The 23217-nt window shown below is 29.1% G+C and carries 16 protein-coding genes; 8 read left to right on the top strand and 8 right to left on the bottom strand.

Going from position 1 to position 23217, the window contains the following annotated elements:
* Positions 1 to 18: 18 nt before the first annotated feature.
* The 4 genes from BLV71_RS06340 to BLV71_RS06325 are packed head-to-tail and all read right to left on the bottom strand — an operon-like array spanning position 19 to position 3556.
* Positions 19 to 1272, bottom strand: coding sequence for a hypothetical protein (locus BLV71_RS06340; protein ID WP_093869738.1), 1254 nt, complete (start codon positions 1270 to 1272; stop codon positions 19 to 21).
* A 1-nt stretch (position 1273) separates the two neighbouring features.
* Complete coding sequence (locus tag BLV71_RS06335) at positions 1274 to 1735, bottom strand: hypothetical protein (RefSeq protein ID WP_093869737.1); 462 nt, start codon at positions 1733 to 1735, stop codon at positions 1274 to 1276.
* A 3-nt stretch (positions 1736 to 1738) separates the two neighbouring features.
* A complete protein-coding gene (locus BLV71_RS06330) occupies positions 1739 to 3154 on the bottom strand; it encodes a GspE/PulE family protein (protein ID WP_093869736.1) in 1416 nt (471 codons plus the stop codon).
* Positions 3155 to 3556, bottom strand: coding sequence for a hypothetical protein (locus BLV71_RS06325; protein WP_143032763.1), 402 nt, complete (start codon positions 3554 to 3556; stop codon positions 3155 to 3157).
* 243 nt (positions 3557 to 3799) lie between these two features.
* Between BLV71_RS06325 and BLV71_RS06320 the strand changes: the two genes are divergently transcribed.
* From BLV71_RS06320 to BLV71_RS06295, 6 genes are all read left to right on the top strand, one after another.
* On the top strand, positions 3800 to 7048 hold the full coding sequence (locus tag BLV71_RS06320) for a hypothetical protein (RefSeq protein WP_093869734.1): 3249 nt from the start codon (positions 3800 to 3802) through the stop codon (positions 7046 to 7048).
* Positions 7021 to 7356 carry an RHS repeat protein gene (locus BLV71_RS06315; protein ID WP_093869733.1) on the top strand — a complete coding sequence of 112 codons (336 nt, stop codon included), beginning with the start codon at positions 7021 to 7023 and terminating at the stop codon, positions 7354 to 7356. Before BLV71_RS06320 ends, BLV71_RS06315 begins: the two co-directional genes overlap by 28 nt.
* A 7-nt stretch (positions 7357 to 7363) precedes the next feature.
* Entirely contained in the window at positions 7364 to 10744 is a 3381-nt protein-coding gene (locus tag BLV71_RS06310; RefSeq protein ID WP_093869732.1) for a DUF6443 domain-containing protein, read from the top strand.
* 98 nt (positions 10745 to 10842) lie between these two features.
* On the top strand, positions 10843 to 11646 hold the full coding sequence (locus BLV71_RS06305) for a CPBP family intramembrane glutamic endopeptidase (protein WP_093869731.1): 804 nt from the start codon (positions 10843 to 10845) through the stop codon (positions 11644 to 11646).
* Positions 11647 to 12412: 766 nt separating this feature from the next.
* Positions 12413 to 12664 carry a hypothetical protein gene (locus BLV71_RS06300; protein ID WP_143032762.1) on the top strand — a complete coding sequence of 84 codons (252 nt, stop codon included), beginning with the start codon at positions 12413 to 12415 and terminating at the stop codon, positions 12662 to 12664.
* 268 nt (positions 12665 to 12932) lie between these two features.
* The gene (locus BLV71_RS06295; protein ID WP_093869729.1) at positions 12933 to 13490 is read left to right on the top strand and encodes an REP-associated tyrosine transposase; all 558 of its coding nucleotides are present in this window, start codon (positions 12933 to 12935) and stop codon (positions 13488 to 13490) included.
* A gap of 32 nt (positions 13491 to 13522) precedes the next feature.
* Here BLV71_RS06295 and BLV71_RS06290 read toward each other — a convergent pair whose 3' ends face one another.
* The 3 genes from BLV71_RS06290 to queG form a co-directional block, all read right to left on the bottom strand.
* Entirely contained in the window at positions 13523 to 13783 is a 261-nt protein-coding gene (locus BLV71_RS06290; protein ID WP_093869728.1) for a Txe/YoeB family addiction module toxin, read from the bottom strand.
* Positions 13784 to 14032, bottom strand: a complete 249-nt coding sequence (locus BLV71_RS06285) for a type II toxin-antitoxin system Phd/YefM family antitoxin (protein WP_093869727.1) — start codon at positions 14030 to 14032, stop codon at positions 13784 to 13786. It abuts the gene before it with no gap.
* Positions 14033 to 14144: 112 nt separating this feature from the next.
* On the bottom strand, positions 14145 to 15074 hold the full coding sequence (gene queG / locus BLV71_RS06280; protein ID WP_093869726.1) for a tRNA epoxyqueuosine(34) reductase QueG: 930 nt from the start codon (positions 15072 to 15074) through the stop codon (positions 14145 to 14147).
* A 124-nt stretch (positions 15075 to 15198) separates the two neighbouring features.
* On the opposite strand from queG, the gene BLV71_RS06275 reads away from it, so the two are divergent.
* Positions 15199 to 17820 carry an AsmA family protein gene (locus tag BLV71_RS06275; protein WP_093869725.1) on the top strand — a complete coding sequence of 874 codons (2622 nt, stop codon included), beginning with the start codon at positions 15199 to 15201 and terminating at the stop codon, positions 17818 to 17820.
* 254 nt (positions 17821 to 18074) lie between these two features.
* Entirely contained in the window at positions 18075 to 20540 is a 2466-nt protein-coding gene (locus tag BLV71_RS06270) for a DUF5686 and carboxypeptidase regulatory-like domain-containing protein (RefSeq protein WP_093869724.1), read from the top strand.
* Here the strand turns inward: BLV71_RS06270 and BLV71_RS06265 are convergent.
* On the bottom strand, positions 20535 to 23204 hold the full coding sequence (locus BLV71_RS06265) for a carboxypeptidase-like regulatory domain-containing protein (RefSeq protein WP_093869723.1): 2670 nt from the start codon (positions 23202 to 23204) through the stop codon (positions 20535 to 20537). The two genes, BLV71_RS06270 and BLV71_RS06265, sit on opposite strands and share 6 nt — an antisense overlap.
* Between the last annotated feature and the right edge of the window lie 13 nt (positions 23205 to 23217).

Raw genomic sequence — 23217 nt, 5'->3', positions numbered from 1 at the left:
TTCGGCTGAAAAACGATTTCAATATAACCACTTTGCTACTTTTTGAGTTGAATTCCCTATTTGTAGTCCACAATATTGCTCAGACAATTTATTAACATTAATAACGCCATTAAAAACAGTATTAATATACACACTTCCAAAGTGTTTTGTGACAAAGCTACTAGCGTATACGGAACCATAAACACTTCCTAATAGTTCTAAGTTTTGATTACAATACACTTCTCCTGTTATGGTTGTATTTTTAGATATAACTAATTGAGATTTATAATTTGATCCTTTTTCTTGATGAAAAAGAACAACTCCTTTAATATCACAATTTTCATTAATAGCTATCGAATTCTCTTCTGGTGGATTAATTTCTAATTTTTCATTTGAAAATAATACCAACGCCGAAGGATATTTCAATTTACAACCTCTAGCTACTTCTATTTTTTTTGTAGCCAATACTTGAAAACTACCTATTACATTACTCTTAATTTTAACAACGGGAGCTATTAAAATAACATCTTCCAAAAGTGAAGTAGCATCTACTACAATAGATTTGTTAGAATGAATTATAATATTTCCTTGTAATTGCACATTTCTCAAATAAATACTTTCAGATGCTTGAAAAACAGCCGTCGGCTGCGAAAACAATTGTCTTTTTTTTAATCCCTCTTCTAATTCAAATGAAACTACTTTTTCATTCAAATACCTTTTTTGAATCAATCCTTTTATATATTCAAGGTTATCAATAGTTAATAGTGCAGCAGAACTTAACTTTTGGTTTCCAAAAATTAATTGATTTCCATAGTAAGAAGTTCCTGAAATATTCCCTCCTTTTACACCTCGTTCAGGCAAAGCTACATTTCCTGTAATCTTGGTATCACCAACCAATACTAATGGCTGATTATTATCTTTTAAATATAAGGCATCTCTTTTAATGTTATTCCCTCCTATTAACCCTATTTTTTGAAAGTTTTCATTTTTAACTGTAGAAGTAACGATAACTTTATTAAAAACTCCCCAATGATCCTTTAATAAAGTTGTTTTTTCGAGTTCATTATTAGAAAATTGATGCTCTTGGGGTGTATTATATGGAACATCATTTTGACTAATAAAATCAAATCCAAATTGTACATTTTCAATTGCCTCTTTATAAAAACTATTTTTTAATTGTACTCTTCGCTGTAAATAAATTAATGCAATAAAAGCAAAAACAATAATTGCAATGAGTACCGAAATAACCAAAACATATTGCAACGCCCCCGCTTTTACTTTTTTTAAAAACACTTTATTGTAATTTTATCGTTTTAATAACCGTATTGAAACGAACTTTTATTTGCTCACTATTTGCTTTTATCAGTTTCACTCCTGATAACTCTTCCCCAATTCTTAATAACTCCTGCTTACCATTTACTGTAATAGTGTACGATTTTAAATTTCCGCCCTCTACAATTCCATTATATACAACAGTAGGAAATGGAATGTTCATTTCTTGTTTAGGTGCAATATTCTTTCTTTTAACCTTTTTCTTTTCAGAAAACATCGTTCCTAAAAAAGGATCACGATACTTCGCAATAACTACATACGATTTCGATTTATTAATTTTTTCAGGTATGTATTTTTTAGGTATTTGATCACCTAAAACTTCATTTTCAGTAGGATTTATTTTTTTGAAAAACTGATACCCAATCAAGCCCCAAACAATTAATACAGCAACTAATAAAAAATATGTTTTTTGTTGTTTATTCATTTCTTATGATATCAATAGTGAAAATATTTCGTCAACAGAAGTAATTCCTTCAGCTACTAATGAAAGTGCATTATCCTGTAAAGTACCAATGTTATTTTGCTTTAAATAACTAGAAATATTTAACTCCTTTTTTTCTATACTCTCTACCAATTCTTTAGTAATAGGAATAATTTCATAAATAGCTTTTCTTCCTTTATAGCCTGTTTGGTAGCACTCAGTACAACCATTAGCCTTAAAATGAGTAGTTACACTTTCAGGAATGACAACTCCTTTAGGAAAAACACCTATAGTTAACTTTTCTTCTGTTTTACAGGAGGTACATAATTTACGAACCAACCGTTGCGCAACACTCACATTTAAAGTACTTGCTATTAAAAAAGGTGGAACCCCCATATCAATTAACCTAGAAATTGTTGCCCAAGCTGAATTTGTATGAATTGTAGACAATACCAAATGCCCAGTTAATGCAGCTCTAATTGCCATATTAGCTGTAGCAACATCACGAATTTCACCTACCATGATAATATCAGGATCTTGACGTAAAAAGGTACGTAATGTACTAGCAAAATCCAATCCTATATTCTCTTTTAACTGTACTTGATTCACTCCCTCTAAAGTATACTCAATAGGATCTTCAATTGTTAAAATATTGGTATCATTTGTATTTAACAATTTTAAAGTAGCATACAACGTTGTTGTTTTTCCTGAACCTGTAGGACCTGAAATCAATACAATACCATTTGGTTTTTTAACCGCTGTATTATAAGTATCTAATTCATTACTTGTAAATCCTAAATTTTCTAATTGTACAGTTAAGGTATTTTTAGATAAAATACGAAGTACTAACTTTTCTCCATGTAATGTTGGTAATGAGGATACACGAATATCAAAGTCTTCTTTTCCTGTTGAAATATTAATACGTCCATCTTGAGGTAATCTTTTTTCAGAAATATCTAGCCTCCCCATTATTTTAATCCTATTGACTATTTTTGGATATTCATTTTCTGAAATCACATAACGTTCCAATAGCTTACCATCAATTCGAAAACGAACCCTATGCTGTTTTTCATAAACTTCAAAATGAATATCACTACTTCCTAATTCTTTTGCCTCATGAATCATATTTAGCAAAAAATCTTCCGAGTAATTTAACGATGAACTCGAGTTTCCTGAAGTTCTTTTACGGTAATTTTTTTGAAGATATGTATCAATAGTTTGTGAATCTTCTTTTTCTAAAACTACAGAACTACCTAATATAATTTGTAACTCTTGTTGTAAAGAAGCAAGCTCATTAAAATCTGTTTTAAAAGTTAACGAAGTTTTATCACTCTTAACAGGTACGATTCTATATGAATACGCTTGCTCAGCCGTAATTAACTGAATGGTTTCGGTAGGTATTTCTAAAAGTTCCTTTTTCATTTAAATAACGTATATATCTACAATGTTAAATAGCCAATTTAGTAATAATAATAAACTTAAAAACAAAGACTGAAACCCTGCTAATGGAACAGTTTTATACTGTAATTGATTTTTCAAAATTAAAAATAAAAGTAATGAAAAAATAAGTGATGTAGAAAACACCACTAAAAATGTACCTATTGGAAAACTACATGCAAATACTATAAACATTAAAAAATCTCCTACCCCTATTGTTTCTAATAGTTTCTTTTTCATAATAAAAGTTGAATACAAAAATAACACTACAGTTAAAACAGCGATAAAGCCTACATTTAACAATACGTTTATTAAAAACTCCTCTAATAATGAATTTTTATAATGTAAAACTCCTCCTGAGATCACTCCTAAGAGAAATAAATACAATACTACACTTCTGTTTTTAAAATCCTGATAAAAAATCAGCAATAAAAAGAGGATGAAAATAAGTTGTAAATAAAGCAATTTATTTTTTTGTCAAAAATACAAAAGAATTTATTACCCATTCCTATAAAAAAAAACTTAACACTATTAATTATTAAACATATAACAATCAACATGTAATAAATTTTATATATTTTTGCATGAAGAATGAAAAAAATAATTGCTAATTAAAACATCACTCTTATCATGAAAAAAATAATGTTAAGCATTTTTACAATGCTTGTATGTGTATTGGGGAATGCACAAGAATTACCTAAAATAGTACCTCCAGCACCAACTGCTTTTGAGTTAACAAAATACGGAGATTTCCCTGTAGGTTTAAATACAGGAGTAACTGGAGTTAATCTACCTATTCAAGCTTATAAAACAAGAAATTTAAATGTACCAATTTCTTTATCATATAGCTCAAGTGGAATTAAAGTTGATCAATTAAGTTCAAATGTAGGTTTAGGTTGGAGTTTAAATATAGGTGGAGTAATTGCTAGAACTGTAAGAGGAAAAGAAGATGAAAATTACAGGTTAGAACATCCTGTAAAAGAAATAAACAGAGTAGATTTATATCAAATTGAAAGCTTATCAAGTCAACCAACTTTTAGTGAAAATATTGATGTAGACCCTGATATTGTTTCCTTCTTATATAATGCTGGTAAAACTGATTATGTAGATTCTGAATCTGATATGTTTTCATATAATATGTTAGGTAAATCAGGAAAAATAGTAATAGACAATGAAGGTGTTTATAGAACAGTACCTCACACAAATTTAAAAATAGAGCGAAATTTAATTAGTGGACAAAAAGGGTTTGTAATAACCACTGATGATGGTGTAGCTTATTATTTTAATGATGAAGAAATTTTATACTCAAGAAACAAGTGTAATAATACTGCTGCATCACCTCCTGAGCAAGGCTATACAAGTTCATGGTATTTGTCTAAAATAGTACACCCAAAGGGAGATATAATTAACTTTGTATATGACACTAATAATAAAGAAGAATCATATACAACAAGTATATCACAATCTTTAGAACTAACTTCTACATATCCTATAGGCAATTCTAATTTCCCTTTAACTACTGGAATTATTGATTGTGAAAACTTTAATAGAGTAATACGAAAGAGACTTATTGAAATAAATAGTAACCAACCTCAAAGTGGTAAATTGTTAATTGATAATTCAACATTGCATCCTAGTCCTAGTGCTGTTAATTATAGGTTAATTAAAAACATTCAATTATTAGATCAAAGTAATAATTTAATAGACAAAACAGATTTCACATATCATTTTTCATCTAATAAGAGAGTGTTTTTAGAAAATTTGACGTTCAAAAACCCTCAAAAGAAGTTTTCGTTTGCTTATGATGATTTTAATGCTTTTCCTAAAAGATTTTCTTACAGTCAAGATTATTGGGGGTATTATAATGGAAAAACAAACCAATCAATGCTTCCTGATTTAGGAGAAAGTTACCCTGTTTTTGCAAAACAAACATCCCGTTTAGCTAATAGAAATTTGGATACTGTTTATTCTAAAAAAGGATTATTAACAAAAATAGTGTACCCTTCAATGGGATATACAAATTTTGAATATGAAGGTAATAATTATTATGGTTACGAAACAGAATTAAACTATGAATACAAACCTGGTTTAACTATCGTCGGAGAGCAAATTAAATCTAGCACTTTTACTATTGGTGATTACAATGCAGGAAAAAATGTTGAAATTGGGCTAAATTATCAAGTAAAAGGATATGTAAATTCATCTCAAGGATGTTATGATTATCCATTAGATAAGGCAAATGCAATTATTAAAATTTACGATATCACTAACGGTTCAAACAATTTAGTATATGAAAAAGGGTTTAATACAACCCAAGGGTCAATTAATTTTTCAACTATTACTAATTTACCACATAGTAAAAGTTATAGAATTGAGATTCTAAATGGTAGCTATACCCCAAATAGATGTGTTGATGCTTCAGTTTCTTTAAGAATTAAAAAATATACTACTAGCTATAAAAACATTTTTACAGGTGGTAATAGAGTTAAATATATAAGAAATTACGATTTTAATACAGATATTTTAAACACCAAAAGGTATTATTATACCGACATGAATGATTTAACAAAATCTTCAGGTGATGCAACCATTAAAGGCTTAGGTCATGTACAAGGTAGAACAGCATTTAAAGACATAGGAAGTCTTGGTTCCAACATTGTTTCTGAAAGTTATTTAACCTTAAGATCAACAGGTAGTTTTCCTCTTACCAATTCAGGTAGTAGTAATGTATATTATAAAAAAGTAACTATTAGTAATGGTGGCGATGACTTTATTAATGGTGGAGAAGAACATGAGTTTATAGTTAATAGAGACTCTCCTGGAGAAACACTTTTAGGTGCAAACCGTGTAATAGCAAATTTTACAAATTTTGGTTGGAATCATGGATTAGAAAAAAAGATTCAGTTTTTCAAAAAACCACTATCTAAAAGCTCAACAAAAACCGTTGTAAAAGAAATAACAAATAATTATAAACTTGACAGAACTGTGTCAGAAATATCTAATTATAACATAAGTTCTAATTATAATATCGTTGTTATGCAGCCAGCATATCCTACTTATAAATGTAAAGCTGCTGATTTAATAGGTACAACACCAGTATGGCAATGCCATACGAATCATTCACATGCTATTAGTGGACCAGGCTGGTTAGATCCTGTAACTTATTACTCATCAACAAGTAATGGTAAAGGACCTGTGACCATTGGTCAAATAAAATGTAAAAGTCCAGGCGCTACTAATATAAAAATTAGAGATATTAAACATAAATGTTTTGGGAAAAATGTAAATGACTTAGTTTCTTTTCCACAAATAATAAGGAATTTAAATGTTCATAAATATAAAACATACTCTTATTGGTCATACCTAGATAAAACTATAGAAAAACAGTTTGATATAAATGGAAATAATCCAATAACAAATACTATTAATTATTTTTACGATAATATAAATCATCTACAACAAACTAGAGTAGAAAAAACCAATAGTAAAGGAGAGGTATTAAAAACTAAAATGTATTATCCTGATGATAAAAGCCAATTATTAGGGATAAGCCCAGGAGCTTTAAAAGCTATTGATAGTTTAAAAAAACAACATCGTATAGCAACACTTATACAAACAGAAAGTTATAAAAATGTACTGGTTAATTCTGAAACCGGGCAAAGAACTGATAAAAAATTAGGTACGCAACGTACTAATTTTAAAGACTGGGGTAATGGTATTGTAGAACCAAATACTATTCAAACAGCAAAAGGAAATGGAAATTTAGAACCACGTATTGTATATCATAAGTACGATAGTAAAGGAAATCCAACCGAGGTAAGTAAAGTAAATGGTACTCATATTGTATATTTATGGGGTATGATTATTCGCAACCTATAGCCAAAATTGAAAACGCTACCTATGCACAAGTAATGACTGCTTTAGGAAAAACAAATACTGAAACATTAAGTTATTTACAAAGCTATACCGAAAGCCAGATTCAAACTGAAATTCAAAAAATACGTAGTGCAATTAGTACTGCACAAGTAACTACTATAACTTATATTCCTTTAGTTGGAGTGAGCACTATGACAGACCCAAGAGGAGAGAAAATCACCTATCATTATGACAACTTTAATAGGTTAGAATTTGTAAAAGATACTCAAGGAAATATTTTAAAAGAAAACAAATACAACTACAAAAATTAATAAGACTATGAAAAAGCTATTATTCATTTTATTGTGTATTTCAATAAGCTCTTATGCACAAGTTGTACAAGATGTTGAAAAAACCAATTACCAAGTAACTGGAACAGCACATTTAACTGCAAGTAGAAGTATTACGCTAAAACCATTAACATGGATAAAAGCAGGATCTACATTTACCGCAAAAATTATAAATGACCCATACATACCATTAAGCCTTAGTAATGAAAACTATGTATTAACTAGAAGTTTTCAAACAGAAACTAAAACCGGAACAGTTTCCAATAGAGAAGATGTAGTAGAACAAATAACCTATTTTGACGGATTGGGGCGTGCTAAACAAAGTATTGCTATACAACAATCACCTACAAAAGAAGATATTGTTACCCATATAGCCTATGATGAACTTGGAAGGCAAAATGAAGAATATTTACCCTATGCTGTAACCAGTAATAATGGAGGAATTATTTCAGGAACTGAGTTAGGAACAAAAAATTATTACAAAATACAGTACGCAGCTGATTTTCCAGGTGTAACAGATGTAAACTTAATAAATGCCTATTCAAAAAAGGAGTTTGATAATTCACCGTTAAACAGAGTTTTAAAACAAGCTGCTCCAGGAAAAGCATGGGAGCTTGGTGGAGGTCATGAAATAGAGTTTGACTATCAAGCAAATTCAACTGCCGATGCTGTTAAACTATTCAAAGCTACGACTACTGTTAATGGAAATGTATACACACCTGCTTTATCAACTACGACTTCTAATTATTTAGCTGGAGAATTATACAAAACAGTTACAAGAGATGAAAACCATAGTGGAAGTACTAAAGATCACACTACTGAAGAATTCAAAAATAAAGAAGGACAAGTAGTTTTAAAAAGAACCTATAATAACAATGTAGTTCATGACACGTATTATGTGTATGATGATTATGGAAATTTAACCTATGTACTACCTCCAAAGGTAAGTACAGCAGATGGAAGTGTATCGGCTACAGAACTTTCAGAGTTGTGTTACCAATATAAATACGATTATAGAAATCGTTTGATAGAAAAGAAAATACCAGGAAAAGGATGGGAATATATTGTGTATGATACATTAGACAGACCTGTATTAACACAAGATGCTAAGCAAAAACCAAACAAAAAATGGTTATTTACCAAATATGATGCTTTAGGAAGGGTAAGCAACACTGGTATTTATACGCATAGTACAATAAGTACACAGCCTGCTATGCAAAGCTATTTTAACACCAATAGCTCAACGGTAACAACAGGTGAAATATTAACTATAAATTATTACGATACCTACCCAAGTGTACCAAGCGAACTATCAGCTCCGTCAAATGTGTATAGCAAAGCGGTAACAACCAATACTCAAGGGTTAGCTACGGTTAGTAAAGTTAAAGTATTAAATACTAATAATTGGATAACTACAGTAACCTATTACGATGCCAAAGCACGCCCAGTATTTGTAGCTAGTAAAAATGACTACCTAGGAACTACTGATATTGTTGAAAGTAAATTAGACTTTGTAGGGAAGGTGTTAGAAACGAAAGCCACCCATAAAAAAGGAAGTTTAGAAGTTGTAACCATAGATGTATTTAGTTATGATCATGCTGGTAGAATGACTAAGCAAACTAATAAAATTAATAACCAAACAGCTGAAACTATTGTTGAGAATACCTATGACAAACTAGGGCAGTTAAAAAACAAAAAAGTAGGAGCTGGTTTACAAAAGGTTGATTATGCATACAATGTTCGTGGTTGGTTAAAAAATATTAACCAAGATAGTGATGCTAATGATAATGATTTGTTTAACTTTAGCTTAAAATATAATAACCCAACCATGGGAACAGCATTGTTTAACGGTAATATAGCACAAACTAACTGGAACTCACTAAGTGTAAACACGGGTAGTACAGTAAGTAACCAATACACTTATAGCTATGATGCTTTAAATAGAATTATTGGTGCGGTAGATAATACAGGGCATTACAATATTTCTGGAATTACCTATGACAAAAATGGTAATATAGAAACCTTAAACAGAAACGGATACCAAGGGACTGCTAATTTTACCAATATGGATAAGTTGAAATATACGTATTCAGATAATAATACAGGTAATAAGTTAATAAAGGTAGAAGAATTACTAGGAGGGAATAAAAATATTGGTTTTAAAGACGGTACCAATACTGGAAACGATTATACCTACGATGTTAACGGTAATATGATTACTGATGCTAACAAAGGCATTACTAATATTACTTACAACCATTTAAACCTACCAACCAGAGTTACTATAGCTGGGCAACATATAGAGTATGTGTATGATGCTAGTGGAGTGAAACTAAGAAAAACAGCAGAAAATACCACCACTGATTATGCAGGGAATCATATTTATAAAAATGGAGCGTTAGAATTCTTTAACCACCCAGAAGGATATGTAAAACCTGTCATTGCGAGCGGTAGCACAGCAATTTCATCATTTGACTATGTATACCAATACAAAGACCATTTAGGAAACGTCCGTTTATCGTATACTGATGCTAACAATGATGGAGTAATTACTCCAAGCACAGAAATTGTAGAAGAATCTAATTACTATCCTTTTGGACTCAAACACAAGGGGTACAATAATATCACGTCATCCCTTGGAAATAGTACGGCGCAGAAGTTCGGATACAATGGAAAAGAACTTAACGAAGAACTTGGACTTGAATGGCACGACTTCGGTGCTAGAAATTATGATGCTTCTTTAGGTAGGTGGATGAATTTAGACCCACTTGCTGAGCAAATGCGCAGGCACTCTCCGTATAATTACGCTTTTAATAATCCGATATACTTTATTGATCCAGATGGGATGGCTCCATTAGGTAATGATTGGATAGATAATGGAGATGGAACATATACAGCTGAAGCTGGAGATAGTGCATCTACTTTACATACACAATATTTAGAAAAGTTAGGATTTACTTTTAAACAAGTAGATAAAATAGTTCAAGATCAACACGGAAAAAATACGGTAAATCCAATTGACAATATTGAAGATTCTAATTTAGAGGAAGAAGATGTTGTAGATATTATTCCATCTGAACAAAGAGAATTTATTGAACAGCATAATGAAAATTCGGTTGTTAAATTAGAAAATGAGATGGTTACTAATGAGACTACTAAAGTAACTATAAAAAATGAAAATGACTCTCTAAATAAAGTAAAAAAGAGGATTAATGATGATTTGTCCCTTCAAATAAAAGCTGGTGTTTTCAAAGGTGATGAATGGGATAAAGGAGCAGATAAATATTTAAGAGCAGCTCAATTATTGCAAACATTAATTGTTACTAATAAATCTAAAAAAATAGATAAAAAGATCAAAAAAAAACAATAAAACTATTGATAGTTTAAATGAAGCAAATCAAAGTAAGAGAGAAGATATAATAAGAAGAGGCTATATACCTACTACGATGGGCAAAACAAAACATTAAAATGTACAAAAAATTTATAAAACTAATAATAATATTTGGGGTTTATTTTCTTTTAATTTTCTCATTGGAAGAGTTGTCAAAATTTATTTTTATAAGAGATGAGTTTTTAGATATTAATTTAGATTACTTCTTATTTATTGATACGTTTATTTCTCTAATACTTATTTCAGTGAGTTTAATTTACATAAGACAAACACCTTCTATTATTAAAAATAAAAAAACTACAGTAAATTATGAATACATTTTTTTAGTTTTATTTATGCTAATCTTATATAGAACAATTGAAGATCCTTTTTTAAGAATAGAAATTATAACAGAAGAACTAAAAATTCCAGATGTTTTAAATTTTAAAACTCCTAGTTTTTTAAGTATGACTATTACTTTTATTAATGTTGTAATTTTAACACCTATTCTTGAAGAGCTATTTTTTAGAAAAATATTATTGAGTGTTTTTTCTAAAAAAAATATGGTTATTGGGATAATTGCAACAAGCTTTCTTTTCGCAATGATACATATAAATTATCTAAACGATATATTGAGATTAATTACATTCTTTACTTTTGGAATTATATCTTGTCTTATTTATAAACGTTTTACTTTAATATATTCTATATTATTTCATGCTGGGTATAATTTTATTTGGTATTTAATCAAAATGGGAATAATACCTTATTGGTATATATTGAAGAAATTAAATTTTGGCTTTGTTTATTGGGCAATTATATCAACCTCTCTAATTTCATTGGTGTATATTTTATTTAGAGTTGTTAAAAAACTAGACACCCCCGCTCCCGCTAGTTTGTAACTAGTGGCGTATATGAGTAAGAATAATAAAATATAAAGTCATAACGGTAAAATGTTATGGCTTTTTTGCAATAAAACTAACCCCCGCTATTCCTAGAATGGCTACTGCTAGTTTTTAACTAGTAGCGGGAAAGAGTAAGAAATACAAATGAGACCCCCCCCGCTCCCGCTAGTTTGTACCTTAAATCCGTATGTCTAGGTTAAAAAATACCCCCCCTGATGGTGCTAGAATGTCAGAGTGATGCTACTGCTAGTTTTTATAACTAGTAGCGGGTATGAGTAAGCAAATAGAAATTAAATTTTAAAAATAGATAAAACCACGTTATAAGCAATTGTAGCGTGGTTTTTTTATTTATAAGCTTTTTGAGTTTACCCCCGCTCCCGCTAGTTTGTAACTAGTGGCGTATACGAGTAAGCGGTAAGAGAAATAAAGTATAAAGCCATAACGGTAAAATGTTATGGCTTTTTTTCTATAAAACTAACTCATAAATTAATTTTTAGATAAAAAACATAAAAGAGATGAGTTGGAGTTTTTAAAAATAAAATGTAGTTCTATACTATAGATTTTATATTTTAGTTTAACTAAATAAAATTAAACTTGTTGACCACTAGTAAATACTAGCGGTAGCACGAGGTAGCAAATGAACCAAAATAATTAATAGAAAATAAGAAACCTATTTTTTGTATTTTAGTTATACAAATAAGTTATATCTTAAAATTTAATTAAATACAACTAATGTTATTCATTTCACTGAAACAAGAAAATAATGAATACTAAAAACAGCAAAAAAGACATCTATTTTATTCTTATGATTTGTATAGGATTAGCTTCATTTGGTTATTATCTTGGTTTAGAAAAAAAAAGACAATTAGAGAAAAGTCATTTATATACTATTGGTACTATTATTAAAAAATATAGAATACCAAAAAGAGGCTATCGTATAAGATATAGATACTCAATAAACGGTTCTTCTTATGAAGAAAACCAAGATTTACCCCCCGCTCCCGCTAGTTTGTAACTAGTGACGTATATGAGTAAGCGGTAAAAGTAAAAAATATAAAGTCATAACGGTAAAATGTTATGGCTTTTTTTCTATAAAACTATCTTAAAAAGTAGCTATTTTAGATAAAAAATCATAGAAGGCTATGGGTAAAAGTTCTATACTATAGATTTTATTTTGTTTAACTAAATAAAACTAAACTTGTTGGCCACTAGTAAATACTAGCGGTAGCGAATGTGTAAGTAATAGAAAATAAGAAAAGTAATTTTTGTATTTTAGCTATGCTATGAGTAGAAATTATAAATTCCATAATAAATCTGGTTTATATTTTGTAAGTTTTGCAACTATAAATTGGATAGATGTATTTACACGACAAATATATTTCGATGTGCTAGTAGATAGTATAAACTACTGTAGAAAAGAAAAAGGAATGGAATTATATTGCTATTGTTTTATGCCAAGTCATGTCCATTTTATATTCCGTTCCTCAAAAAGTGAACCTTCAGAATTATTACGAGATTTTAAACGATATACTTCTAAAAAAGTAGTAGAATGTATAGAAAACAACTCACAAGAAAGCAGAAAAGAATGGTTGTTATGGATGTTTGAAAGAGCAGGTAAAAAGAATGCAACCACTACTAAACGGCAATTTTGGCAACAAAACAACAAGCCTATAGAATTATGGAGTGAGAAAGTTATCAAACAGAAAATAAATTATATACATAACAATCCGGTAGATAGTGGTTTAGTAGTGAACCCTGAAGATTGGAAATATTCAAGCGCAAGAAATTTCCAAGATGATGCTACAATTTTAGAAATTGATGATATTGGTTTTATTAATTAACTTTTTTCTTAATAACATGACTGTATCATAAGTTACTTACCGTAATGATAGCGACATGCTGCTATCAAAATTTGTTCCTTATCATATTTATAAACTAGTCGATGCTCTGATGTTATTCTTCTTGACCAATACCCTTGTAAGTCACCTTTTAAAGCTTCAGGCCTCCCTATGCCCTCAAAAGGCGTCCGTTTACAACTTTTTATCAAATCGTTAATTCGTTTAACTATTTTTTTATCAACTTTTTGCCAATACAAATAATCATTCCAAGAAGAACTAGACCAAGTTAATTTCATCTATTCTATTAAATCTTTATCTATTCCAGAACCTTCTTCTAGCTCTTTAATAGAATCTAATAAAACATCTCTATTTTTTCCCGTTAATAAATAAGTGGTTTCTTTTAGTGAGTTATATTCATCTAGTGAAATTAATACAAGATCTTTACCGTTTTTACGTTTAATAACAATATCACTTACATCATTAACTACTTTATCAAACCAATGCTTTAAATTTGAACGAAAGTCTGTATAATTTACTGTTTCCATAAAGCAAAGATACACAAAAAGTACTTAAATAAGTACTTTTTATATTGAGAATATCATTGAACTAATTAAATAACAAAATCTGATTGAATAATATAAAGACAAAAAGATTTGGTTAATCACCCTTCAAAAAAGAAATAGTACGTTGCAAACCACTAAACTTGGTTCGTTTTACTGCCGATTTTTTAAATACTTTACTAAATGTTTCTTGGGTTAACTCTTGCCAATCTCGCTTAGTCATTTCTAATAAGTTTTCTTGAGGTGAAAACAAAGGTTCAGCATGTGGTTTTGAAAAACGATTCCAAGGGCAAACATCCTGGCAGATATCACAGCCAAACATCCAGTTTTCCGTCTTTTCTTTGAACGCCGAAGGAATAGAATCTTTTAGTTCAATTGTTAAATATGAAATACACTTACTACCATCAATCGTATTGTTTGGCAAAATGGCTTCTGTTGGGCATGCATCAATACAACGAGTACATGATCCACAATGATCAGTAGTAAATGGATGATCATACACCAATTCTAAATCAATAATTAATTCGGCTAAAAAGAAAAAAGACCCTTGCTGTTTCTGTATTAATAATGAATGCTTCCCATTCCAACCCAAACCTGCTTTTTCTGCCCAAGCGCGTTCTAAAACAGGAGCAGAATCTATAAAACAACGCCCAGACACCTCCCCTATTTCATCATGTATAAGCTGTAATAATGCTTTTAACTTATTTTTTATAATATGATGGTAATCTTGCCCATAAGCATATTTAGAAATCTTATAGCTATCTTTTGATTGAACTTCTTCTGGAAAGTAATTATACGTTAATGATATTACAGATTTTGCGCCCTCTACTAACAATGTTGGATCTAAACGCTTATCAAAATGGTTTTCCATGTACTTCATTTCACCATGAAAGTCATTTTTTAACCACGCTTCTAAACGAGGTGCTTCTTTTTCTAAAAACTCAGCTTTTGCAATACCACATTCTAAAAACCCTAATTTCTTAGCTTGGGCTTTTATAAAATTAGAATATTGCTCTTTTTTACTCATTTATTGTTCGTTTTCAAAAGCAAAATTACCAAAACTTTTATTTTTATAGTTTTCTTAGCGATATGTTAACAAATAAATACTGAACTTTGCCCGTTAGTAATATATACTTTAAAATATTTCCTCTATGAAAAAAGTTTATAAAATATTGATTGGCTTTGTTTTAGTCATTTTCATTTTATTAGTAAGCATCCCTTTATTATTTCAAGATAAGATTCTTGGTTTGGTTAAAGAAACTGTAAACAACAACGTAAATGCTAAGGTTGATTTTTCTGATGGTAACTTAAGTTTACTCAGGAATTTCCCAAATGCATCTGTTACACTTTCTAATGTTTCAGTAATAAATCATAAACCTTTTGAAGGGGATACTTTGCTGTATGCGAAAGACGTTGTTTTAAAACTAAAACTTACTGAACTTTTTAAAGCTTCTTCTGACCAATTAAACATAAAATCTTTTACTATTGACAATGCTTTGGTAAACGTATTAGTTAATGAAAAAGGAAAAGCAAATTATGATATTGCTAAACCTTCTACTGAAGTTACAGTTAATGAAGAGGTTTCAAAAGAAAGCGAACCTTCTACTTTTGGATTATCAATTGACGGTTATAGTATTAGTAACACCACTATTAAATACAACGATAAAAAAGGAAAAATGTCTCTTTTATTGAACGACTTTAATCATAGTGGTTATGGTGATTTTTCTCAATCAAACTCAGAATTAACTACCAAAACAACATCTACCATTTCATTTGGAATGGACAATGTTTACTATGCAAAAAATCAAAAGATATCTTTAGATGCTATTCTTGGAATGGATTTAGTAAACAAAAAGTTTTCATTTTTAAAAAATGAAGCTAAGCTGAATAACCTAGCTCTTGTTTTTAATGGTTTTGTTCAAATAAATGAGAATAACCAAGAAGTACATATTGATTTTAAAACTCCATCATCTGACTTTAAAAATTTTTTAGGCTTAATTCCAGAGGTTTATGCTAAAAACATCGCTGATGTTAAAACCTCAGGAAACTTTAGTGTAGCCGGAAAAGTATTTGGAATCATTGATGAAAAAAATATTCCAAAACTGGATATAGCAGTAAATGCTAAAAATGCCTCTTTTAAATACCCTGACTTACCTAAAAGTGTTCGCAACATAAATATCAACGCTCAATTAAAAAACACTACTGGAAAGGTTAAAAACACCTTTATAACCATTGACAATCTTTCTTTTAAAATTGATGAAGATGTTTTTTCTGGAAAAGGAAGTTTATACAACTTAACCACAAATCCGTTAGTAAAAGCCAATTTAAACGGAACCTTAAATTTAGCCAATATTAACAAAGCCTACCCTGTTGATTTAAAAAATGAACTAAGTGGTAAATTAAAAGCAAATTTGCGCACTAGCTTTGATGTTGATGCTATTAAAAAGAACATTGTTAGGCGTATTAAAAATGATGGTACTATTGAGGTAAGCGATTTTGTTTTTTCTTCAAAAGATATTGTAAATCCTCTTGAAATAAAGAACACCAAAATTAATTTTGATCCTAAAGTTATTTCACTAACAAAGTTTGATGCTAAAACTGGAAAGAGTGACATGAATGCTACTGGAAAAATTAATAACCTTCTTGGGTTTTTATTGTCAAACAAAAAACTACAAGGTACTTTTAATGTGAAATCTAACAGTTTTTATGTGAGTGATTTCATGCAAAAAAACACAGATACTCCTACCAACGATGATACTTCAAAAGAAGAATCGGAAACTAAAGAGATTTCAACAGAAGAATCACTAAAAATTCCAGCTTTCTTAGATTGTAAAGTTTTAGCAGATGCTAAAACTGTTCATTATGACAACTTAACTTTAAAAAATGTAAAAGGAACTTTATGGTTAAAGGATGAAAAAGCTATTTTACAAAATGTAAATGCAGGAATTTTTAACGGACAAATAGCATTAAATGGGGAAGTAAATACCCAGAAGAAGCAGCCTACTTTTGCTATGAAATTAGGAGTTAAATCATTTGATATTTCTCAATCTTTTACTAGTATGGATTTATTAAAATCATTAAGCCCAATTGCTGGTGCTATGAATGGAAAATTAAATTCAGACATTAATTTAAGCGGTAGTTTGAATAAAGATTTCACCCCAAACTTAACTTCTGTTTCTGGAAAAGCTTTAGCTCAACTTTTAACTACTAAAATTAACCCTGAAAATTCAAAAGCTTTAAGTTTATTAGATAATAAATTATCATTTATAGATTTAACAAAACTAGATTTATCAGACATAAAAACACATTTATCGTTTAAACAAGGAAAAGTAGCAGTAGCTCCTTTTAAATTAAAATATAAAGATATTGGCATTAATATAGGAGGAAGTCATGGTTTTGATCAAAGTATGAATTATAACGTTACTTTAGATGTTCCTGCTAAATACTTAGGAAGTGAGGTATCTGGCTTATTATCAAAACTAAGCGCTAAAGATCAAAACATAACAGTGCCAGTTACTGCAACCATTACAGGAAATATGACATCTCCAAGTGTTACTACTGATTTATCTTCTTCTGTTTCAAAATTAAGTCAGAAATTAATTCAACAACAAAAAGACAATTTAGTTAAAAACACGTTAGGAAATTTACTAGGAAAATCTAAAAAGGATACAACTAAAACCTCAACAAGTACCAAAGATGCAACCGTTAATAAAGTAAAAGATGTTTTAGGAGGTTTATTTGGTAAAAAGAAGAAAGAAAAGAAAAAGAAATAACTATCTGCTTCTTTTAGCAATAATACACATAAGGTTTCCTAAATTGATTAGGAAACCTTTTTTATTTATCAATACCTATGCTGAACTTTTTATACCTTAAACTTTTTAGCTAAAAAAATTATTCAGGCAACCATTTATAAAAAACGTGTGTCTATGTTTTTAAGATTTCTTTGTAACATCTTTAACATTTTGTAGTCATATTACTGATTTTATATCTGTTAAGTTTGTTACCAAACTAATATTAAACCAAAACTATGAAGAAAATAACTACATTTATTTTTTTACTTTCCTCTATTATTAGCTTTTCTCAAATGAAAGGTAAAATTACTGACACTAAAGGAAAATCACTCCCTTTTGTTAGTGTTTATTTAGAAAACAGCATCACTGGAACTACTTCAAACAACAATGGTGATTATAATTTAAACATTGAAAAAACAGGAAACTATACTATAATTTTTCAATTTTTAGGGTATAAAACAGCTAAAAAAAATGTAACAATTAACAAGTTACCTTTTATTCTTAACGTTTCACTTCAGGAAGAACAAGTTTCTTTAGATGAAGTTCAAATTAATTCAAAAGAAAACCCAGCAAATGCAATTATTAGAAATACCATTGCAAATAAAAACAAGAATACAAATAAGCTAGGTAAATACACTTCAGACTTTTATTCTCGTGGAATGTTTAAAATTAAAAACGCTCCTAAAAAAATTCTAGGTCAAGAAGTAGGTGATTTAGGCGGAGGGTTAGATTCTACCCGTAGTGGTATTATGTACCTTTCAGAAACTATTTCAAAAATAACATATCAAAAAAAACCAAAGAAATTTAAAGAACACATCGTTGCTTCTAAAGTTTCTGGTCAAGATAATGGTATAAGCTTTAACCAAGCAGATGAAGTAAACTTCGATTTTTATGAAAACTCATTTGATTTAGCTGGAAAACAAATGGTTTCTCCAATAGCAGATGGCGCTTTTGGATATTACAAGTATAAATTAACTGGTGTTTTTTACAATAAAAATGGTAAGCTCGTTAACAAGATTGAATTACTTCCAAAAAGAAAAAACGATCCTGTTTTTAATGGTTTTATATACATTGTAGAAGACGATTGGTCAATATATGGTGCCGATGTTAATGTTTCTGGTTCTCAAGTAGGTGTACCCATGGTTAAAAGTTTACATATTAAACAAAACTACAATTATGTACCAGCTATAAAAGCCTGGACTTTGGTTACACAAACTATAGATTTTAATGCTGGTATGTTTGGTATTAACTTTAATGGTCGTTTTTCAGCGGCATACTCAAACTACAATTTCACGCCAAACTTTACTGAGAATACATTTACAAATGAAGTATTATCTTTTGCCGAAAATGCAACTAAAAAAGATACCACCTACTGGAATACTATAAGACCTGTTGCCTTAACTAATGAAGAAGTTTCTGATTACAAGTTAAAAGATAGTATTAAAGTAATACGAAAATCTAAAAAATACTTAGACTCTATTGATCGTAAAAGAAACAAATTCAAACCTCTTAACATTCTTACAGGGTATAGCTATGATAACTCATATAAGAAATGGTCTGTTAATTTTTCTTCACCTATAGAAAACTTAAATTTTAATACTGTTCAAGGATGGAACTCAAGTTTAAGTTTGAACTTTAATAAACGCTTAAACAAAACAGGAAAAGGGTTTAGCACAGGTGTTGCTGTTAATTATGGACTATCTGATAAAAAAGCTAGGCCTACAGGGTATTTCTCATATAAATGGAACAATACTTCTCGACCTATTTTAAATATTTCTGGAGGAATAACTACAAGTCAATTTGATGCTAAAAATCCAATTTCTAAATTTTGGAACACCATAAGTTCTACCATGTTTGAAAGAAACTACATGAAAATTTATGAAAAATCTTTTGCAAAAGTATCTTTTTCTCAAGAAGTGATTAATGGATTACGTTTATATTCAAGCATAGAATTTGCTGACAGAAAACCTTTATTCAATACAACAGACTATGTAATGTTTCCAAAAAAAGACATAGCATACACCTCTAACAATCCTATTCAGCCTTCAAACTTTAATAGTTCTTTTACACCTCATCAAATGTGGTCATTTAATCTAGGTGCATCAATACAATTTGGTCAAAAGTACTGGTCGTATCCAAATAGAAAAATAAACATTGGTAACAAAAAGTATCCTTCATTATACATTGGATATAAAAAGAACTTTGGTTCTGGAAATAGTAACTGGAATTCAGATGTTATTTATTCACAATTATATCAAAACATTGGACTTGGAAATTGGGGAAGATTTAAATACAAAATTAAGGGAGGACTATTTTTAGACAAAAAAGATATACCTTTTATGGATTATGCCCACTTTAATGGAAATCGCCTATTAATAGCTCCGAATAGTAATTATTTAAACGGCTTTTTGGCGTTACCTTATTATCAATTAAGTACAAATGATAAATATGGTGAACTACATGCTGAACAAAACTTTAAAGGCGCATTATTAAGTAAAGTGCCACTTTTAAATCAACTAAACTTTCATTTAGTAGCAGGAGCTAAAGGTTTATTTACTGGTGGAAACAAGCCGTATTCAGAATTCTCATTAGGGTTAGATAATATTGGCTTTGGAAAATGGCGCTTTCTTCGTGTAGATTTTGTACGTTCTAACTTTAATGGACAAAAAGAAAATAGAGTTCTTTTTGGAATTAAATTATAACTTATATCCTATACCAAATAATATAATTCTAGGCATTATATATGTTCTAGTATCAGAAATTAGATAGTCTGAAAAACTATTGCTCTGTTTAAATGTTTCATCTGTTAAATTTTGAGCAGTAATTTTAAAATTCCAAGGGCTATCTTCTTTCTGATAAAATATAGATGCATTTGTTATGCTATACCTATTACTTTGGCTTTCTGTTTGATTTTTATAATCGTAATAACTATAATCAAAAGTCAACTTAAATGCATTTAAAAAATCATAATCAATATCTACGTATGGTTCATTTGCACTAAATTTTGATGTAATATTGCTTGACTTATAAGTTCCTATACTTTTTCTAAATCCTATATTTATTAAAGGTAATTTATCAAATAAAGTTTCTAACCCTATATCAAAAGAATAATTATTACTTTCATTTTTTACTATAACGTTGTTTATATCCTGTATATAGTTAGAGTTTATATAATCCCCTGAAAGCTTATATCTTATTTTTTTTATTCTTTTTTCAAAAAAAACAGCAGCATTCCAATTTTCACTAGGATTAAGTAACAAATCTTGTGTTAAAAACCTATCTACAGTTTTAGATGCATTTAAATTATCAAGAAATGCAACTCTGGTAGTATAACCTTTTACTTTTTTTGTATAATTTATATTAGCATTAAAAAAAAGTCCTTTATAAAAGCTAAAACGATGGTAATTTAAGTTTACTGAATGGTATAATTCATTTTCTAAATTTTCATTCCCCTTGAAAACAGAATTATACGATTGCAAATAGAATCGATTTGCTAATTTAGAAACATCCATAAAAGTAGTTTTTAAATTATACCTTGCAGTTATTCCTTTTGATTTATTAAAATCTATTTTCATTAAAAAATCAGGTAGTAAATTCCATTTACTCCTTTTAATAATATGTTCTTGAACCACACTCCAATTATATTTATGCAAATAAACTCCTTGTTTAAAGGTAAAAATCCCTATTTTAAATTTATAATGTGCCCCTAAAAATAAATCATGAAAACTGTATTGAGTATCATTTCCAAAATTGTTAGCACTAAAATTATTTGTTACTCCATTAGTTAGCAACTGAAAATCATCCGTAAAAAACTGGTGTTTTTGATACGTATTTCCAATGGTTGTATAAATATGATTATTGCGGTTTAACACCCAAAAATCTTTAAAAATAGTAGTGAAATTATATTGCTTAGTCTTTCGTAATTGATTAATATTTAACTCTCTTAAATTATTTGAAACTGGAACTATGCCATTTAAAATTGGCTGGTTAGTATTCCATGAAGAGTTCAATATATTATTATCAAATAAAAAATTAGCTGTAGCAGAATATGTATGTTTTCTATTCCCTTTTTTATGCCATTCCACATTTTGATTAAAATTTGAAATGCCACTTTTTTTTTCAACTTCAATTCTATTATCTATAGCATTAACAATAGAAGAAATACCATTATCTTTATTGTTATCAGAATTTTTAAACTGAGTTTTAAAAAACCACTGTTCCTTATTATTAGGTGTATAATCAAAAGTAAACTTACCAATACCTAAAGTATTTATAGCTTTTGTACTAATATTTTGTAACTCTTGAAAACCTGCATATTCATTTTTATTTACTATCCGACTACTAGTATTTGTATGAGAAAAAATAACAAAACCAGAAAGATCCAATTTACTTGATACAACATTACTAATATTCAAAGCCCCAAAATGCTCTTTACTTTTTAAAACATCCGTATTTTCTATAAATTGTGAAAGATCTCCACCTTTCCAATCAAAACCATTATTAAACACAGCATTAGAGCCACCTTGAAAACTCATATAATCTTTAAAGGTGAATGCTTTTTTAGCAATATTATTAGAACTACTTATGAAATTAACATTGGTTTTAGGAGCGTAATAAAATAAGTTTGCATTACTTTTATAATACTCTTCGTTACCTTTTCCTACTTCTACATCTCCAAAAACGAAACGTTTCTTACCTTCTTTTAACTTTATATTCATTGCTAATTTATTTGAGTCAGTTAATCCTCTCAAAAAAGCAACTTCATTATAATTATCTATGGCCTCCACTTTAGCAACAACATCAGCAGGTATATTTTCAATTGCCAATTTTGTGTTTCCTCCAAAGAAAGGTTTACCATCTACCAACATTTTGGTAACTTTTTTTCCTTTAACGGTTACTACTCCATTTTTGTTTATTTGAACTCCTGGTAATTTTTTAAGTATATTTTTAAGTTTACGCTCTTTACCATTTATAAATTTTTGAGTGTTGTAAATGGTTGTATCTCCTTTAACAGTAACAGGAAGCTCTATAACAACCTCTTCTAACTTATTTTTAGCCTCTTTTAAAATGATGTTTTTTTGAATGTTTTTATTTGATAGAATTACAAAAGATGCCTTTTTATAACCAATATAACTAACATCAATCGTATAGTTAACATTAGTTTTTAACTCTAAACGATACCTTCCTTTTTCATCAGTAACTGAAAAACTCATGTTTTTAGTCACGTCTCTAGGTTTTGCTATAACATTTGCATAAAGCAATGGGCTTCCCAAACTATCTTTCACAATTCCTTTTAATTCAAAATTCTGCGTAAAAACTGTTACTGAAAAGGTTAATAAAATTATTGAAAAAACGTGCTTAATCATTCCTTTAGAAAAA

Source organism: Tenacibaculum sp. MAR_2010_89, from assembly GCF_900105985.1.
Classification (GTDB): domain Bacteria; phylum Bacteroidota; class Bacteroidia; order Flavobacteriales; family Flavobacteriaceae; genus Polaribacter; species Polaribacter halocynthiae.
The sequence above is the reverse complement of the archived record's forward strand: the minus strand, read 5'-3'. Positions and strand labels throughout refer to the sequence as shown.

Bases quoted from the DNA above. Each gene is read 5' to 3' on its own strand.
- BLV71_RS06335 (WP_093869737.1), bottom strand. From the start codon at position 1,735: ATGAATAAACAACAAAAAACATATTTTTTATTAGTTGCTGTATTAATT.
- BLV71_RS06330 (WP_093869736.1), bottom strand. From the start codon at position 3,154: ATGAAAAAGGAACTTTTAGAAATACCTACCGAAACCATTCAGTTAATT.
- BLV71_RS06320 (WP_093869734.1), top strand. From the start codon at position 3,800: ATGAAAAAAATAATGTTAAGCATTTTTACAATGCTTGTATGTGTATTG.
- BLV71_RS06315 (WP_093869733.1), top strand. From the start codon at position 7,021: ATGGGGTATGATTATTCGCAACCTATAGCCAAAATTGAAAACGCTACC.
- BLV71_RS06310 (WP_093869732.1), top strand. From the start codon at position 7,364: ATGAAAAAGCTATTATTCATTTTATTGTGTATTTCAATAAGCTCTTAT.
- BLV71_RS06305 (WP_093869731.1), top strand. From the start codon at position 10,843: ATGTACAAAAAATTTATAAAACTAATAATAATATTTGGGGTTTATTTT.
- BLV71_RS06300 (WP_143032762.1), top strand. From the start codon at position 12,413: ATGAATACTAAAAACAGCAAAAAAGACATCTATTTTATTCTTATGATT.
- BLV71_RS06295 (WP_093869729.1), top strand. From the start codon at position 12,933: ATGAGTAGAAATTATAAATTCCATAATAAATCTGGTTTATATTTTGTA.
- BLV71_RS06290 (WP_093869728.1), bottom strand. From the start codon at position 13,783: ATGAAATTAACTTGGTCTAGTTCTTCTTGGAATGATTATTTGTATTGG.
- BLV71_RS06285 (WP_093869727.1), bottom strand. From the start codon at position 14,032: ATGGAAACAGTAAATTATACAGACTTTCGTTCAAATTTAAAGCATTGG.
- queG (WP_093869726.1), bottom strand. From the start codon at position 15,074: ATGAGTAAAAAAGAGCAATATTCTAATTTTATAAAAGCCCAAGCTAAG.
- BLV71_RS06275 (WP_093869725.1), top strand. From the start codon at position 15,199: ATGAAAAAAGTTTATAAAATATTGATTGGCTTTGTTTTAGTCATTTTC.
- BLV71_RS06270 (WP_093869724.1), top strand. From the start codon at position 18,075: ATGAAGAAAATAACTACATTTATTTTTTTACTTTCCTCTATTATTAGC.
- BLV71_RS06265 (WP_093869723.1), bottom strand. From the start codon at position 23,204: ATGATTAAGCACGTTTTTTCAATAATTTTATTAACCTTTTCAGTAACA.